This window comes from Chryseobacterium sp. NG-CE01, from assembly GCF_055695505.1.
Map to the genome: position 1 here is coordinate 3,488,763 of NZ_CM146369.1, position 17,850 is coordinate 3,506,612.

General features: G+C 39.8%; 9 protein-coding genes. All 9 read right to left on the bottom strand.

Annotated elements, in window-relative coordinates:
* Positions 1 to 6: 6 nt before the first annotated feature.
* The 9 genes from ACYT6F_RS16155 to ACYT6F_RS16195 all read right to left on the bottom strand — a co-directional run bounded on the left by ACYT6F_RS16155 (position 7) and on the right by ACYT6F_RS16195 (position 17,814).
* The gene (locus ACYT6F_RS16155; RefSeq protein ID WP_472598653.1) at positions 7 to 2,025 is read right to left on the bottom strand and encodes an NPCBM/NEW2 domain-containing protein; all 2,019 of its coding nucleotides are present in this window, start codon (positions 2,023 to 2,025) and stop codon (positions 7 to 9) included.
* Between the two features lie 152 nt (positions 2,026 to 2,177).
* Entirely contained in the window at positions 2,178 to 3,557 is a 1,380-nt protein-coding gene (locus ACYT6F_RS16160) for a glycoside hydrolase family 43 protein (protein ID WP_472598654.1), read from the bottom strand.
* An 8-nt stretch (positions 3,558 to 3,565) separates the two neighbouring features.
* Positions 3,566 to 4,684: a glycoside hydrolase family 43 protein gene (locus ACYT6F_RS16165; RefSeq protein WP_472598655.1), complete on the bottom strand. Its 1,119-nt coding sequence runs from the start codon at positions 4,682 to 4,684 to the stop codon at positions 3,566 to 3,568.
* Positions 4,685 to 4,695: 11 nt separating this feature from the next.
* Complete coding sequence (locus tag ACYT6F_RS16170; protein ID WP_472598656.1) at positions 4,696 to 7,251, bottom strand: glycosyl hydrolase 115 family protein; 2,556 nt, start codon at positions 7,249 to 7,251, stop codon at positions 4,696 to 4,698.
* A 12-nt stretch (positions 7,252 to 7,263) separates the two neighbouring features.
* Positions 7,264 to 9,708 (bottom strand): glycoside hydrolase family 31 protein, encoded by a 2,445-nt coding sequence (locus ACYT6F_RS16175; RefSeq protein ID WP_472598657.1) that lies wholly within the window; start codon positions 9,706 to 9,708, stop codon positions 7,264 to 7,266.
* 109 nt (positions 9,709 to 9,817) lie between these two features.
* On the bottom strand, positions 9,818 to 11,752 hold the full coding sequence (locus tag ACYT6F_RS16180; protein WP_472598658.1) for an alpha/beta hydrolase-fold protein: 1,935 nt from the start codon (positions 11,750 to 11,752) through the stop codon (positions 9,818 to 9,820).
* A gap of 61 nt (positions 11,753 to 11,813) precedes the next feature.
* Positions 11,814 to 13,421: a glycoside hydrolase family 43 protein gene (locus ACYT6F_RS16185; protein WP_472598659.1), complete on the bottom strand. Its 1,608-nt coding sequence runs from the start codon at positions 13,419 to 13,421 to the stop codon at positions 11,814 to 11,816.
* 50 nt (positions 13,422 to 13,471) lie between these two features.
* Positions 13,472 to 15,190, bottom strand: a complete 1,719-nt coding sequence (locus tag ACYT6F_RS16190) for a glycoside hydrolase family 43 protein (protein WP_472598660.1) — start codon at positions 15,188 to 15,190, stop codon at positions 13,472 to 13,474.
* A 161-nt stretch (positions 15,191 to 15,351) separates the two neighbouring features.
* Positions 15,352 to 17,814, bottom strand: a complete 2,463-nt coding sequence (locus ACYT6F_RS16195) for a glycoside hydrolase family 95 protein (protein ID WP_472598661.1) — start codon at positions 17,812 to 17,814, stop codon at positions 15,352 to 15,354.
* Positions 17,815 to 17,850: the final 36 nt, after the last annotated feature.

The following is a 17,850-nucleotide window of genomic DNA, read 5'->3' on the forward strand; positions in this document are numbered from 1 at the left end:
TTATTATTATTTTGTTGGAATAAATTTATAGTACGCAACGCCGTGCGCGGGAATATCCAATGAAAGGATTTCTTTATCGGTATTGATGTCTGCGATGTTTTTCTGTCTCCAGAGATCTCTTACAATCTGAGTTCCTGAAATTCCTAATTTTTTGAAATCTTTATATGGCAACTTAACTTTTTCCCTTCCGAAATTAGCGAAAGCGACAGCTTTTCCTCCGTCTTCCAGTTCTTTTACATAAATTCTGAGTTCGCCGATTGTATGTAAGCAAACACCTTGTTTTCCCAAAGCATCCTGATTAACGGCAATCACCTCATCGTTTGTCAGAAGGTTTAAGGTAAAATCATCCAGTTTTTCGAGATCGCAGCCAATCAGCAACGGTGCTGAAAAGATGCTCCAAAGACTGATGTGAAGGTATTGTTCGTCCGGTTTTAAACGGCTCTGGTGCGGATTTCCCCAGCCTACTACACCCACTACCAGCATATCGGGATCGTTCCAGTTGCCCGGTTTTGCATAAGAAGCAGCTTTCTCCTGAGCCAATGCAATATTTTTCACGCTTGCCCAGGTGTCCGTTATATCGTTGGTAGTGCGCCATGATTGAGCATGAACTTCATCACCCCATTTCCAGACATCACCCATTCCGTATTGGCAAAGATTGTATACGATATCTCTTGGCTGCTGTTTCAACATGTTACCCATCAACAGGAAAGGTCTTACGCCTTTCTCAGGATCACCGCCGCCCTGGAAAGCAAGGGAAGGAACTTTATTGGCATCATTACCCGGTAACCCGTCAATAACACCGCCGTAGCTGCACCAGTCGTATTTCAGGTAATCGACGCCCCATTTTGCATAGCTTTCGGCATCCTGTTTTTCATAGCCATAGCTTCCTGCACATCCTCCGCAGGTCCATGGTCCGGGAGAGGAGTAAATTCCCATTTTCAATCCGTTTCCGTGAATATAATCGCCCAGATTTTTCATATCCGGAAATTTGGAATTGGTTAAAATATAACCGTTTTCATCGCGCATTTTTCCTTTGAAAGATGGGTCTTTTCCATCTCTGTTGTACTGCCACGAATCATCGATGTTGATGTAATTCCAGCCGTGGTTTACCAATCCTGTTTTAACCAAAGCATCGGCAGCACGTTTCACTTTGTCGGCAGAAACTTCGTGCCCGAAACAGTTCCAGCTGTTCCAGCCCATCGTTGGGGTAAGTGCAATTCTGTCCCCTGCTTCTATTCTTAATTTTTTTGAGGCTGAACCTTTTGCATTTTTTGCAGATAATTCTACTTCATACGTTCCTTTCGAATTTATTTTTCCGGTAATGATTCCTGTTTCGGGATCCAGCTTTAATCCTTCGGGAAGTTTTTTTGCAGAAAAAGTCATCGGCCGGTCCCCTGTTGCTGCAATTCTGAAAAGGAAAGGCGAACCAGGACGAACACCATAAACACCTGCTGAGTTGATACGGGGTGTTGCTGCAGGTTTAGGAGTTAAAATATAAGGTTCCGAAGCAATCGGATTGAATGTTTCCAAAGTAGCAATTCCGTTGGTTTCGAATTTTGCATTGACCCAGTCTGCGTGATCATAATAAGGACCGTTTCCGCCATCCGTTACTACAAGTTCGAGCTGCTTTATTCCTTTTAATGATACCGAAACGGGTTTTGCTTTATCTCCCAAATGCATGATTCCGCTGGACCAAAGCTTTTTGTTGTCGCCGTAAATTTCAAATTCCACGGCCGGATCATGGCCTTTCATTTCATCATCTAATCCCACTAATGCTGAAAACTTATGGGCTTTACCATTCAATTTTATCAATAAAGAACTTTCGGCGTGGGTACCGAAACCTCTGTCGAATGTATCTCCGGCAACCGTCAGTTTTTTTCCGTCCACCGAAGTATTGATGCCCGGTTTTCCGTTTCCCTGGGTGGCAACGCTGAGATCTAATTTATCCAGCCAAACTGTAGATTGCGCATTTAGCCAGCATCCAATAATAAAAAAAATGAAAGTAAATAGTTTAAATCTTAACATTTTAGAATTTTAACTGAATTAATTTAACTCATAAAAAAAATTAAGTTTTGGCTAAAGCCAACCTTATTCTTGCTTTATAAATGGGCTTCCTTCGACAAGCTCAGGATAACATTGCCCATTACTATTGATCCTAAATTCCGATTCAATGCAGCTTAATCTGCATTAAACTTCCACCAGTCGAAATAGAAAAGGTCTCTGTCTCCTCTGAAAACAAAATATACATCATGAATGCCTTTCATATTTTTAACCGGCGTTTTTATGGTTTTGAAAATATCACCTTCGGCTCTTCCGTTTACTGTTACCGTTCCTAAAACAGTTCCGTCAATCGCATCGGTACGAATTTCTATTTTTCCGCCGTACAATGCTGCTACAGACACTTCTATAGAATGACTTCCTTTGGAAAATTCTACGCCCTGAACTTTGATATAGTCTCCATTGTTGACCGACGATACGACGATACGATCGGTGATTTTTTTACCGGTATCATAAGGATTGTTTCTTTCCCATTCGGTCATTATCTCGGTTTTAAGACCTTCGCTAAAAGCGATGGTTTCGGCTTCTACTCTTTGATATGGATTAAGCGTTTCAATTCTTTGTACACCTTCCGAATCCCAGAACGGAAGTTTCTGAATGGTACCGTCAGCATTGTATTTCATTTCACTTACGCAGACAGAACGTCTCTCGTAATGTTTGCTCATCGTCTGTTTTCCTATATTGTAATTGAATCCGAAAACATAAGATTTTCCTTTATAATCAATGATTCCCGGATGATTTCCGTTGGAACGTCTGTCGCTGTCCATAATCATTCCTTCAAATTTCCACGGTCCGGTTGCCGATTTTCCCATTGCATAACCGATTCCTTCGGGACAGCAGGTAGATGCATAGGCCATATAATATTTTCCGTTTCTTTTCCACGCCCAGGGTCCTTCCTGATAATGGAAAGGATCTGGAGAGCCTTTTACTTTGGCAATGGATGGATCTTTTACGATTTCGCCGTTTACTGAAATCATATCTTCGTTCAGCTTCACATACCAAAGGTTTGGGTTTCCCCAATAGAGGTAGGCTTGTCCGTCATCATCAATCAGGACCGTAGGGTCTATATCGTCACTTGAATTTTTCACTAAAGGTTTTCCTATCGGATCACTGAAAGGGCCATATGGACTTTCTGCCACCAAAACTCCGATTCCTCTTTGTCCGGGCATCGGGCAGTACATATAAAATTTCCCGTTTCTTTCGATTACCTGCGGCGCCCATGCTCCGTTTTCCGGATCGGTCCATTTGAAATCTTTAAGGGAAGCCACAACGCCGTGGTCAGTCCAGTTGACCATATCCGTGGAAGTATAGAGCAACCAGTTTTTCATTTTAAACCCGAATGCATCATCTTCATCATGACTCGTATACAGAAAAACCGTGTCTTTATAAACCATCGGTGCAGGATCTGCAGTGAATTTGGTTTGGATGATTGGATTTTGAGCGTTTAGCGATACTCCCAGAAACAACAACCCAAAATTCAGTATATATTTCTTTATCATATTAATTATTAATATTTAATGATTTGTTCCGTCCAGGTTGGCGGATGAATGTAAAACATTCCGTCCTTGTAATGCACCGGCTCGATTCCCATTTGCGGACCCAGTTCCCAAGGCTCAAAGGTCTGACTGTACGGATAGGGTCGTTTTTCGTACATAAAGTAGTGGCAGGAATTCCAGAGATTTCCGTCCGGGCCGATGAATAATGCGTTGTGCCCCGTTTCCTGATAAGGGTCTTCAGTGTCTGTAAACTGAAGGTTTTCGTATCCTCCATCTTTTGCCATTTGTTGTCTGTAGCCTTTTTTGCGGGTTCCGAAAATCGGTTCAGGGGAAGCAAGGTCCCAAGGTCCCAACGGTGATTTTGATTTCAGCAAACCCACTTCATAACCTCTTGTCCAAGTGGAGAAAAACATAAAATACGTTCCTTCTTTTTTAGTCACGAAAGGTCCTCCGATTCCGCCGACCATCCATTCCGGCCACCCCGGTTGTTTTTTATCTAAGAATTTTTGAATAGGCGTGGTTAATTTTCCTGTTTTTAAATCAATTTTAGCCTGGAACAATCCATTTCCACTGCAATACAGATAAACCTGTCCGTCCTCATCCTCGAACAAAGTGGCATCGTTGTTATATTGTGGAGTCAGCGGACCATTCAGCAGTTCGTATGGACCTGTTACTTTATCAGCCGAAAACAACCAAATGCTGTGTGTCGCCATTCCTTTAGGATCTTCTTTGGTAACCTGCCCGCTGTTTACGGTCATGTAGAATTTTCCTTTTATTTTATGAATTTCGGGAGCCCAGAATCTTCCGTTATAAGGTGTGTTTGGAGGAAGCTTTTTTGCATCAATTAAAAAAGAATGCTGTTTCCAGTTAATCAAATCTTTTGATACCAGCAAACGAACTCCGGGATTATGCCCTTCCCAGACAGGATTGGAAGTTCCCACACAATACCACAAATCATCAACCTTAATCATGAAATGGTCGCGCATAGAAATGGCAGAATCTCTTGTAATCGGATTGGTGTATCGGAATTCTCTTTTGGCTGAAATTTTTGATATTTCACCCTGAGCAAAATTCAGATTTGAAGTAAAAATGAATAAAAATAATAACAGAATATCTTTTAAATTTTTCATATTTCGAATATTTACCTTTTATAAGGACTTTCATCCATTTTCAAATAAGATTCTTCGTAGCCCCCATTGTCTATGATGATTTTGTGCAGTACAATTCCAGGGTCAAGAGGTTCTACAGTCAAAGTAAAATTTCCGTTTTGATTTGCCGGAACAACGAATGTTTCAACTTTTTCCACAATTCTTGCTGCTGCGGCAGGATACATTTTGGTGTAATTGTTTGCCCAGGTCAAATCCTGATTGAGACCAATAATTTTTGAGTTATTTTTATCGAGATAAACCTTTACACTGTGTCCGCCTTTTTTAAACGGAAGCGTGGAATCAAAAATGAAATGAATTTTCACCTCGGAAGGTTGAGTTTTCAGATTAAATTGATAGGTTATTGCTGAACGAGTAGTTTTTTCCGTGTAAGGCATCAATGCAATCCCGGAAAGTGTTCTTCCCAAATCAGGAATAACTGTCCATTTTGTATTTGCTGAAGCTTTAACTTCAAAGAAATGTTCGGCTTCCATTGCAACGACACCATTCTTTTCTTCAAAAATATAACCGCCTGTTTTTGCTTCTTCTTTTGTGATTCTGTAAACAGTTGGCTTGATATTTCCTTCCTTTGGTTCGTCCCAGGATTTGTAACCAATGTGCGTCTGGTCCATCATATGGTTCCATTTTCCGTTGGAAATATTGAGGTTGTAATCTTTGGTATATTCTGCATCTCTCGCAAAACATTCATCGGCATAATCTGCCCACTCATTGGCTTTTAAATCTTTTTCTGCTGCCAGTTTATGATTCATTGCAACGGAATAATACATGTCGTAAAGATTTGCCATTGCACGAACGGGATGCAAAACAATCTGTTTATAGGCATCTTTGTAAGCCTCATCTAAATTGATGAATTGTCTCAAAGCTCTTGTTTCCAAAGCTAAATACGAATCCCTTACCTGCAAAAATTCACCGCTCTGAAGATTGTAGGTTTTATCGTTCAGCATTTCTGCTGAAACTCTTGAATTGTATTTACAGTAAAGATTAATGATTTCTGCAATTTCTTTGGCATTGGTCTTTCCAAAATGTTCTTCTGCAAACTTCACCGCATAAATTCCGAGATTATCTTGTGTAAAAGAAGCGGGATTCCAAGCCATATTCAGGAAGAAATCCATTGGATATTCGTTAGGCTTTAAATCTCCGACATTCAGAATCCAGATTTTATCAACACCGTAACTGTACGTTAACTGCAACTGTTCCCACATATGCGGAATCTGCGTCATATTCAGCCATTGATAGGCTCTCGGCGCACCGTGCAGATCAACGTGATAGTACATTCCGTAACTGCCCGGATGTTTTTTGGAATTCAAGTCAGGAAGTCGTCGTACATTTCCCCAATTATCATCGCAAAGCAAAATAATGACATCGTCCGGAACTTTCATTCCCTGGTCGTAATATTCCAAAACTTCACTGTACAAAGCCCAAAGTTGAGGGGTCTTTTTTGCAGGTTTCCCTGTCACTTTTTCAATGACTTTTCTTTGGTCGGTCATTATCTGCTCCAGCTGTCTGAAATTGGCTTCGGCACTTCCTAAATCGGTCATCGGTTCGTCTCCGTCACCACGCATTCCCATTGTTAAGAGATTGTCATAATTTTTGTTCCGACGGAATCCGTCTTCCCAGAATTTCACGAGCGCATCTTTATTAGTATGATAATCCCACTCGCCGTTTCCATATTCTTTTCGATGGTTTCCCCATTCTTTTTGAGCGCGCATCATAGGTTCGTGGTGTGAAGTTCCCATCACAATTCCGTAATCATCGGCTATTTTTGGATTAAGCGGATCGTCTTCGTTAAAGGCTTTTCCCCACATCGCAGGCCAAAGATAATTGGCTCTGAGACGCAACAGAAGCTCAAACATATTCGCGTACATTTTGCTGTTGACACCTCCGAATTTAGTTCTTGCCCAAGTTCCGAAAGCAGGCTCTTCATCATTGATAAAAATCCCGCGGTATTTTACTTTTGGCTCGCCCGAAGCAAAATATCCCGGAATGACATACGCTGAAGAACGTTTCTTAACAGGAACATCATTCCACCAATTCCAAGGTGAAACACCCAGCTGCTTTGAAATTTCGTAAATCCCGTAAATGGTCCCCCTTCTGTCACTTCCTGCGATGACAAGCTGTTTTTCACCCTTTGAATTTTCTATGGTTGTTATTACAAAACTTTCCCATTTGCCTTTCAAATCCTTGGCGTTGATTTTTTTGGATAAAATAAATTGATCAATCTGCTTATTAGTTCCAACCGTTCCGATAATGATTTTGGATTCGCGGAAAGCTTTTGTTGCTGAAAGGTTCGGTAATTTACCCGTTACTTTCTGAATGTCTGTTTGTAAATCTTTTGCAGCACGAATGACGGCAACATTTTCGGATGCATCATAAAATAAATCGGCAACTTTTCCCTCTTTTGAAACAATAGGAAAACCTTTATCATCTGAAATGATATTTTCTGCGATTCCTGAAGTTTGTTGCGCGAAAGTTCTTGCTGCAAAAAACAGAATTAGGATGAATAGTTTGTTATTTATTAGACGTTGTTTCATGAATAAGCTTTATCATTTAAAATTTACCGTCACTTTCTTCCCAGAATAACTCATTGATTTCTCCCGACCATCCGGTAGCATTATATGAAAGTTCCTTTTCTCAATCATTCCCGGATATCTGCCTTTCCGGGCACCGATCGTCAGTGTTTCAGCTTTATCATTCCAGTGAAAGGGAATTTCGCTGTATTTTCCTTTTTCATAATTGTAATTATCAAATTCATCTTCGTATAAGATGAAATCTGCATTGGCTCCGGGATAAACTTTAATGGTAAGATTGTCCCATTTTTTCTCTGTTGAAAACTGTACATCGGGACCAAAAGGAATAATACTTCCCGCTTTCACATACAACGGAATGCTTTGAAGATTAAGCGTTTTCTGAATTTCATGACCTCCGTTGTGTTTTTCATTCGTCCAGAAATCAAACCAATCTGCGCCTGCCGGAAGATAGACTTTCACCGTTTTATTTTGTGTGAAATCTACATTGGAAAGTGAATTTTCTTTTTTGTTGGCATCAGTTTTATTCCAGCCTTCATTTTCATCGGTTTTAAGTATTTTTTCAGGAGTATATTGCGCATTCAGAATCGGAACAACTAAAAATGACTTTCCGAAAAGATATTCGTTATTGATATCCCAGCTCTTTTTGTCTACCGAAAAATCCATTGAAAGAGCACGCAGAAAGCTAGAATTATTTTTAGAAACATCCCAGGAAGCCGAATAGATATAGGGCAATATACTGTAACGCAATCTGATGAATTTCTCTATTGCCTCATAAACCGGATCACCTTTCTGGCCAAACTGATAAATTTCTCTCGGCACATCGGTTCCGTGTGAACGCATCATGGGTGTAAAAGTTCCATACTGCAACCACCGAACGTACAGTTCCTGAAACATTTTGTTTTGAGGGCCTCCGTTTCTTTTATAAAACCCACCGAAAAACCCGCCGATATCTGAATTGAAATTCGGATTTCCTGTCAGACTGAAATTCAGTCCTGCAGGAACCTGGTTTCTCAACGATTCCCAGGAAGAATTGATGTCGCCTGACCAAGTATTGGCAGCATATCTTTGCTGGCCGGCAAAAGCTGATCTTGTGAGAATAAAAACCCTTTTATCACTTGTGGTTTCGCGCTGATGATCGTAAACTCCGCCTACTGTCATCAACGGATAGGCATTTCTCACTTTTCGGAAAGAACCGAGATACGTTTTGGTATCCAAATCTTCAGGTTTTTGACTGAGGTGATCAGGTTCCGTAGAATCCATCCACCATGAATCTATTCCCAGGCTGAACAACCCTTTATTTAAAAATTTCCAGTAAATGTTTCTGGCTTCAGGGTTATAAGCGTCGTAAACACGCACACCTGAAGGATAGTTCAGATCCGGAGGCCAAGTGTCTCTTCCTGATTCCGGCCAGGTTTTAAAATTGAAAAGCATCCCTCTTTTATCCATTTCACGGTACTGATTGGTCATTGGTCCGAATGACGACCAAATGGAAATGGAAAGATGCGCATTCATATCGTGAATATCCTGTATCATTTTTTTGGCATCGGGAAAATCGGGGCTGATGAAATCCATCGCGTTCCACTGATAATTATTCCCCCAATACTGCCAGTCCTGGATGATTCCATCTAAAGGAACTTTTAAATCGCGGTATTTTTTTACCACCTCTACCAGTTCCTCCTGACTTTTATACCGCTCTTTGCTTTGCCAGTAGCCGTAGGTCCATAAAGGAAGCATCGGTACATTTCCTGTAAGGCTGCGCATTCCTGCAATCACTCCGTCGGCATTTTTTCCGTAGATAAAATAATAATCTATCCCGTCTCCTACTTCAGAAGAGAACGATGTTTTCTCCGGTGTATCGGTAAACTGCGTGGGAGATGCATTGTCCCAAAAAATGCCGTACCCTTTCACAGACTGAAAAAACGGCACAAAATCCCAGGTATTATTCTGAATCATTTTCACGTCTGTATTCCGTTGAGACATTTTTCCGTTCTGTAAAATTCCCAAGCCATAAATGGGTTCATTTTTTTCAAGCTGAAAAGATTGTGAAACAGAAAGGATTTGATTTCCGGCATCGTCAAAAGGCTTGAATGCGCTTCCCGATTCTTTAAGAAGCTCTTTTCCTGATGGCAGCTGATAGGTTATTTCTCCTGTTGTATTATTTATAGAAAGCTGCAGCTCTTTTGTTTTTATTAAAATATTGTTCTTGCCTTCAGAAACCGAAAATTTGGTTTTCTGTTCTTTTTGAATGACGGAAAGACTGTTTTTTATAAATGTTTTTCCGGAAGGATATTTAATGATTCTTACCGTATTTTCGCCATACCATTTTACTTCAACAGTTGCATTTTTTACAGTAACGTTGATGCCTGAGTCTGTTTTTCTGTAAGACTGTGCATTGATATTTCCCGAAAGTATTACAATCGTTACGATAAACGCTTTATTTCTGATGGTATTGAAATTCATTTTTTGTGATTTGGATTGGAATTAAATTGTAAGCTTTCATTTATTTATCATCACAATAAAAGAAATGTATTGTCTCTTTTAAATTTACACGGCTGTGTAACTGCTAAAACTATTCAGAATCTTTAAACAACAGCTGAGCAAAATTATAAAGATTGTTTCTCCAGACCGGCCAGGTGTGACCTCCGGGATACTCGGAATACGAATACTTAATGCCTAACTCATCCAGTTTTTTCATCATAATCTGACAGTTTTTATAGGCAATATCTTCTTTTCCGCCCATTGAGATCCAGAAGTTCTTTATATTGGAATTGATTTTTTCTTTGTTGTCATTCATAAACTTATATTCACTATCAGCTACTTCCTGAAGAGACGGGAGAATCCATCCGGAGCTGAAAACGCCTAAGGAAGAAAACATATCTGAATTCTGAACGCCTGTATGCAGGGTATAAATTCCGCCCATTGAAAGTCCGGCCAGTGCTCTGTTCGCTGCATCTTTTTTAACCCTGAAATTAGATTCAGTAAATGGAATTACAGATTCCTTTAATTCTTTATCAAACATCTGCAGATTTCTAGCCCCGAAGCTTCCGAACCCGGCAGGTCCGATGTTGGCATCCGGCATTACGATGATCATTGGTTTTGCTTTACCTTCGGCAATTAAATTGTCCAGAATAAAATTCGTTTTCCCCTGCATTGCCCAGCCGCTTTCGTCTTCGCCGCCGCCGTGCAAAATATAGAGAACAGGATATTTTTCATTCTGATTTTTATCATAACCGGGAGGCGTATAAACGAAAACTCTTCGCCATGAATTGGTTACTTTTGAGAAAAAATTCTGAATTCTGATATCGCCATGCGGAACATCTTTCAAAGCATAATATCCATCACCCGCAAAAGGCACTTCTATACCGCTGGCGTATCTTCCCATTCCGTAAAATGTTTTGCTGGAAGGATCGGCAACGGCAACATTATCAATCAGTAAGGAATAATAATGAAACCCTTCACTTAGAGAATCTGTTGTGGTTTTCCAGATCCCGTCCTGATCTTTTGTAAGATCATATTTTTTTCCAAGATCAATCTGCACTTTCTGTGCTTCCGGTGCTTTCACCCTGAAAATAGCCTTTCCGTTGGGTAAAACCTGTGGAAACTGAGCATTCCTTATGTTAGATTCAGAAGGAATTCCCAACACAGTAAAATTGGGAAATGCACTCTGATCTACGGGTTTAAAAATGAGTTGTGAAAATATATACAAATCATTTTTCCAGACTTTAAAATCATGTCCGCCCGGTTCAATGTAAAAAATATGGGGAATTTTGTTTTGTCTGAGATAATCGCTGGTTCTTTTGGTAAACGGCATCAATCCGTCGGCATCGCCGCAGGAAATCCAGATCAGTTTTAATTCTTTTGCTTTTTGAGGATCCGGAAGTAAAACCTGAGGTTCTTTTGTATTGGGAGCAGATGAAAAACCACCTACCCAGGCAAATTTATCAATATTTCCCAGTCCGAAATTCAGGGTTTGTCCGCCTCCCATTGAAAGTCCGGCAATGGCCCTGTTTTCCCGGTCTTTTTTTACCGGAAATTTCTTTTCCACAAAAGGAATAAGATCATTCAACAAATCTTTTTCAAAAGCTGCGAATGCTTCCACCTTATCTTTTGCCATGATATTTCCTGTTGCACGATCGTCTTTCATGGCCCTGCCATTAGGTAAAACGACAATCATGGGTGTTAATTTCCCTTCGGAATAAAGATTGTCAAGAATGATTTGGGGCGTTCCGTTTTTGTACCATTCTTTTTCGTCACCTCCGATTCCGTGCAGCAAATACAGAACAGGATATTTTTTATTTTTATTAAAACCCGGCGGTGTATAAATCAACGCTTTTCTTACCGTTCCTACCGTTTTGGAAGGATACTGAATGCTGTCAATTTTTCCATGGGGAATATTTTGTTTTATCTGATCAAAACCGACAGGAGCCTGCTTTTCAAAATTCTGGGCTGATGCAAAAATTCCTGTGAGGGAAAATACGATTGCAAATACAATTGAATTTTTCATAGTTTTTATTTGTATTTTATACACTTATTAGTTTGGATAAAAATTTTTATTTAAGATTGATTTAATCTTTTCGTTTAAATTCAAAAAAGTCTACATCTACAAACCCTCCTGAAGTTTTTGTTGCATAGTTGAACACGGCAAATTTGGACCCCATAAACAATCTTCTGTAATCGAAAATCATTTTGTAGTCTTTTGCCATTTCCGTCCAGTTTTTCTGATCTGTGCTGTAATAGAAATCGGCTGTGTCTTTACCTAAATTAAAATCGGCATCAATCTTCAAGAAAACTTTGTTCGAATTTAGCGGAATACGTTTTGTTTCCTGCGTTTTCACATCGGTAATGGCTTTTGATTTATTGTCTAAACTCACGGAAGCAGAAGTAAAAACGATGAATTTTTTGCTGCCTTCTTTCACAACAGATAAAATTCCGGAATCTCCGTTGAAAGCACTGAAACCGGCTACATCACCGTCTTTCATCCCTTTAACATCCAGGGAAATAATTCCGCTCGATTTTGGGCCCTCCATTCTTTGAGTTAAAGTATTGGGAGCAGCAAACAGATTATCTACAACCCTGCTTGTTTTCAGTCTTAAAAATCCTTTTCTTTCAGATAGAGACCAGGCTTCATTTACCGGATTATGGTTCCATTGCCACTGGATTTTCATTTTCTTTCCGGAAAAATCGTCGCTTTCGATCAGGTGATTTTTAGGTTTAAAAGGCGGAAGCGGAATTTCTCCATGCAAAGGAACTTTTCCGTTATCTCCCAACACCGGCCAGTCGTTTTGCCACTTTACAGGAAGCAAAATGGGTACACGCCCTACTCCGTTTCGATCTTGGAAAATTAAGGAATACCAGTTTCCGTTTTTATCGTCAATCAAAGCACCTTGTCCTGCGTAAGAAAACCCCAGAAAATTATCTTCAAGAATTACTTTTTTTTCATAGGGTCCGGTTATTTTATCAGCTCTGTAAACGACCTGTCTGCGTTTTTCATTTCGCGGCCAGGAAATCATCATCATATAATATTTTCCATCCTTTTTAATGATCTGATTGCCTTCCAGAAGTCCTGTTTCTTCGGTATCTTTCTGAAAAATTTCGGTTCCGTTCTGATCTCCGATGATATTTTTAAAATCAGGACTGAGCTCAAAAACTTTATTGGAAGTAAAAACATAAATGCGGTCATCATCGTCAAAAAACAAGGACGCATCATGAAAATGTTTTGTTCTGGTGATTAATTTCCAACTGTTTTTTTCAGGATTTTCCGTTACGTAAAAATAAGATTTGAACGGTTCGTCATTGGGTGAAAACAGCACATAATATTTTCCTTTGTGATAACGGATTGAAGACGCCCACTGTCCCCTTCCATAAACAGTTCCGTTCAATAAATCATATTTTGGATTGTCATTCAATGTTTCAAAAACATAGCCGGACATTTCCCAGTGTACAAGATCTTTGGAATGCATAATGGGCGCTCCCGGCATGAGATGCATGGTGGTGCTAATGAGATAGAAATCGTCACCGTTTCTGGTGATGGACAAATCCGGTACGTCTGCCCAAATAATGGGATTGGTAAATTTTGTAACCGATTTCTGAAAAGGGCTTATCTGGGCTGAAAGATGATTCAGCCCGATAAATCCCAAAAAAGAAACTATATAAAATGATTTTTTAATATTCACGGTGATATGGTTTATTTTACAAACCTTGAAGGTTTAAAATCAGTATTAGATTAATTCGGCACAATATCGTTAGACGATGTGCTGTACAGACCGATCAAGCTTCCGGTGAAACCGCCGGCTACATCGGTAGATAAGATGTCTCCGGAAACCGGTCCGCCCAGATTTTTGAAAGTTTTACCGTCCGCAGAATAACTGAAATTGAGATTATCTTTTTCTCCCGTCACCTGTAATGTAATCGCTTTCGAGGATGAAATTTTTTCGCTTGTTATTAATTTCGATTCCCCTTTTTCAGTTCTTTCCAGGACCATATAAAAATCTTTATCTTTTTTGGTAATCCCAAATACGTAATTGAACCCCTCACTTTGATAGCAGGTGATTCCGGCCAGTTCTTTTTCAGATTTAGGTTTAAAATCTAAGGTTACAGATGTTTCAAAATCCTCATGCTGCAGTCTGTGGAATAATGCTGAAACAGGAGCCAATGCTTTGATATTGGTATCAAAAGGATTTACTTTTACTCCGTTTTTTGTTACGGTAATAAAATTTTCGCGGGGCCCTCTCATGGCAATCCAGCGGAAATCAAGGTTTTTATCAGTCAGCTTATCAGAATATGTGAAATTTCCATTCGGAAAAAATCCGTTTTGTCCGGTTTGATTTTGTGCACCCTGAGGCAGTTTCAATGTTGGTTTCATGGGAACCAGTCCGTTTTGGAAAACAGGATACGTTCCGCTCCAGTCAACCGGAAGAATGAATGTTTCGCGGCCTTTATTCACGCGGTTGTTTACATTCGGACGAATGGCCAGAAAAACCCCGTACCATTGTCCGTTCGGGCCTTCCACGAGGTCGGCATGACCTGCCCAGTCCACTTTTTCTTTTCGGTCTCTCGGAAAATAGCGTTGTGTAAGAATAGGGTTATTTTTTGCGGGAATAAAAGGTCCTTTCGGAGAATCTGCCATAAAAATTACTTCGCTGTGATTGCCTCCGGTTCCTCCTTCTGCACACATCAGGTAATATTTTCCTTTGTATTTGTACAGATGCGGACCTTCAATCCAAATTGGTTTTTGGGTAAGGTCAACTCCACCATTTACTATAATTTTATCTGAACCCGGCACCACCTGATCTTTTTCCAGATCGTAGTCCCACATTTTAATAACTCTGTGTCCGTTGTATTGTTCGGTTCCTTTTGGCGGCGCATCGTTATGAACGATATAGGCTTTTCCGTCTTCATCAAAGAAAATGGCAGGATCTATTCCATCGAAATTAAGCTTCTGAACTTCGCTCCATCCTTTTGCAGGATCTTTTGTTTTTACGACCATATTTCCTACTCCGCCGGCAATCTGCGTGGTGATCATATAGAACGTATCGTTGTATTTGTTGTATTTGATATCCGGTGCGTAAATTCCCTGTGAAACTCCGCCTTTTTCAACTTTTAACTGAGAAGGTCTGTCCAGAACGTGGCCTACCTGTTTCCAGTTTACCAGATCTTTGGACGTAAAAATCGGTACTCCCGGAAACATTGAAAAAGAAGAATTCACCAGATAATAATCTTCACCTTTTTTAGTGATGCTCGGATCCGGATAACAGCCCTGAAGAATGGGTGAATAAAATTCATCCGACTGCAAAGGGTGATCATTGTATATTTTATCGTTTCCACGGTAATTGAAATTGGTGAAGGTCTGTGCGGAAATAGTGTTTATGGAAAGCAGGGCCGCTACAGCCAGAAAACTGGTTCTGTTCTTTAAAAAATTCGGATTCATGGGTCTCTTTTTCATATATAAATGTCTTAATTTCTGTTTTAATTGTTGAACCCTTCGGGTTCTTTATTATTTTGTCATTATTCCACAGGTTTCACCTGTGGCTATTGTTGTTGAACCCTTCGGGTTTGTTTTTATTGTTTAATAGGATTTCATCCTATTCTGATTTAGGTCGTCCTTCAGGACTTTATTTTTAAGATGTATGTTTTTCCCGGTTCTGTCGGGAAATCATATATCAACGATGTTTTAATTTCAAAAGGATTTAATTTTGCATCTGCCGAAATTAAAGGTTCTTTGATTTGAGGAATTTCAAAAAATGGGTTCTGATTCTTACCTTCTGCTTTTTGCAGTTTTGCATTTCCATAAAGCTGCATTTCATTCGGAACTCTTATTCTGCAGTTGCCTCCTAGTCCAGATTTGATCACTACTTCTTTTGCTTTATTATTTTCCCATACAATACTTACTTCGAATCCTCCGTATGTCTTGAGCCCGGAAATTTTTCCGTTTTTCCATTTATCCGGAAGTGCGGGGAGAATATCAATAAAACTATTCTGTGTCTGCAGCAGCATTTCCGTAATTCCCGAAGTGCAGCCGAAATTCCCGTCGATCTGAAATGGCGGATGGGCATCAAAAAGATTGGGGTAAGTTCCGCCTTTAGTTCCCCTGCCGTCTTTATCTACAAGGGTAAGCTGGTCTTTAATCAGTTTATTAGCGTGATTACCGTCTAATAATTTTGCCCAAAGATTCACTTTCCAGCCCATTGACCAGCCTGTGGAAACATCGCCACGGTGAATCAAAACCGTTCTCGAAGCATCCGCCAGTTCAGGAGCAGTAAGCGGATTGATTTGATTGGATGGAAACAAACCGTATAAATGAGAAACGTGTCTGTGATTATCTTTAGGATTGTCCACATCATCTATCCACTCCTGCAGCTGTCCGTACTTTCCTATCTGCATTGGTGGTAATTTTGAAATAACCGAATTCCACACTTGAATTTTTTCCTGATCTATATTGAGAATTTCTGCCGCTTTTTTTGTTTTGGTAAACAGATCGAACATCAGCTGATTGTCCATGGTATTTCCGGCGGCCAATGCACTTCCCTGATGCCCTTGAGGAATATTCTCTGGAGACATGGACGGACTTACCACGAGCCATTGATGTGCAGGATCTTCAATTAAAAAATCTTCATAAAACTCTGTGGCTGATTTAAGAACGGGATAAACAGATTTTAAATAATTCTTATCACCATTGTATAAGTATTTTTCCCAAAGATGCTGCGAAAGCCACGCTCCGCCCATTGGCCACATTCCTGCATTGGCAAAATCCACAACCCCTGTTATTCTCCAGATATCGGTATTGTGATGGGCTACCCAGCCACGGCTGCTGTACATTACTTTTGCCGTTTCTTTTCCTGTAATGCTTAAATCTCTGACCATCTGAATCAGTGGTTCGTGCATTTCAGAGAGATTGGTTTTTTCGGCAGGCCAGTAATTCATCTCCGTATTGATGTTGATGGTGTATTTGCTGTCCCATGCCGGTTTATTCGAATTGTTCCAGATTCCCTGAAGATTGGCAGACTGACCGCCGGGCTGTGATGAAGAAATCAAAAGGTAACGCCCGAACTGATAGTATAATGAGATAAGTTCCGGATCGTAACCTGATGCAAAATTTTTAACACGAATATCGGTGGGATTTTCTGCGGCTTCAGAAGTTCCTAAATCAATATCAACTCTTTTGAAGTAGTTTTGATACGTTTTTAAATGATTTTTAAATAAGGTTTTAAAATTTTTATGTTCTGCTTCCGAAATGTATTTTCTGCTTTTCAGAACTTCGTCTGTATTTAACGTTTTATAATCTGTAAAGTTTGTAGCGATTGATATCAAAATGGTAACTTCATCAGCATTGTTTACCGAGACGGATTTTCCTGAAATAGAAGTATTTCCGCTTTTTGTAATGAATTTCGCCACGGCATTAAATTTCACTCGCCCCTCTACACCATCTAAAGTGGATGATAAACCATTCATCTGCAATATAACACCATCAGCCTGAATATTTTTTTTGAGCTCACTGTCGAAGTTTGCCGTAAAATTCAAAGCATTTTTTTTGTCAGCGCTGAGTTTGATAACAATGACATTATCAGGAATTGAAGCAAATACTTCTCTTTTAAAATTAATTCCATTGGAATTAAATGTTGTTGTCGTTAAAGCTTTTTCAATATCCAGTTCTCTGTAATAGTCTTTAACATCGCCAAGATTCTTAAAATCAAGAGCAAGGTCTCCGATATTCTGAAATGCCGAGCCGTGGAGGCTTTTTGCAGTTAAACCTTTATCAGCAAGAAGCCGAGCTTTTTTATAATTTCCTGTAAATAAATAATATCTGATGGAATCCAGCACTTTGGGACCGTCGGGATTATCGTTCCGGGAAGGTCCACCCGACCAGAAGGTTGCTTCGTTCAGCTGAAGTTTTTCTTTGTAGGGATCTCCGAAAACCATTGCAGCAATCTTTCCGTTACCAATAGGCAATGCTTCTATCCACTGTTTGGCAGGCTCGGTATACCACAGCTTATATTTTCCTCCTTTTTGCGCAGAGGAAAATATACTTATCAAAAGACAGATGGCGATGATGCAAAGTTTAGATTTCATTTTTACTTTTTAAAATTTTCAAACTGTATATTCTGA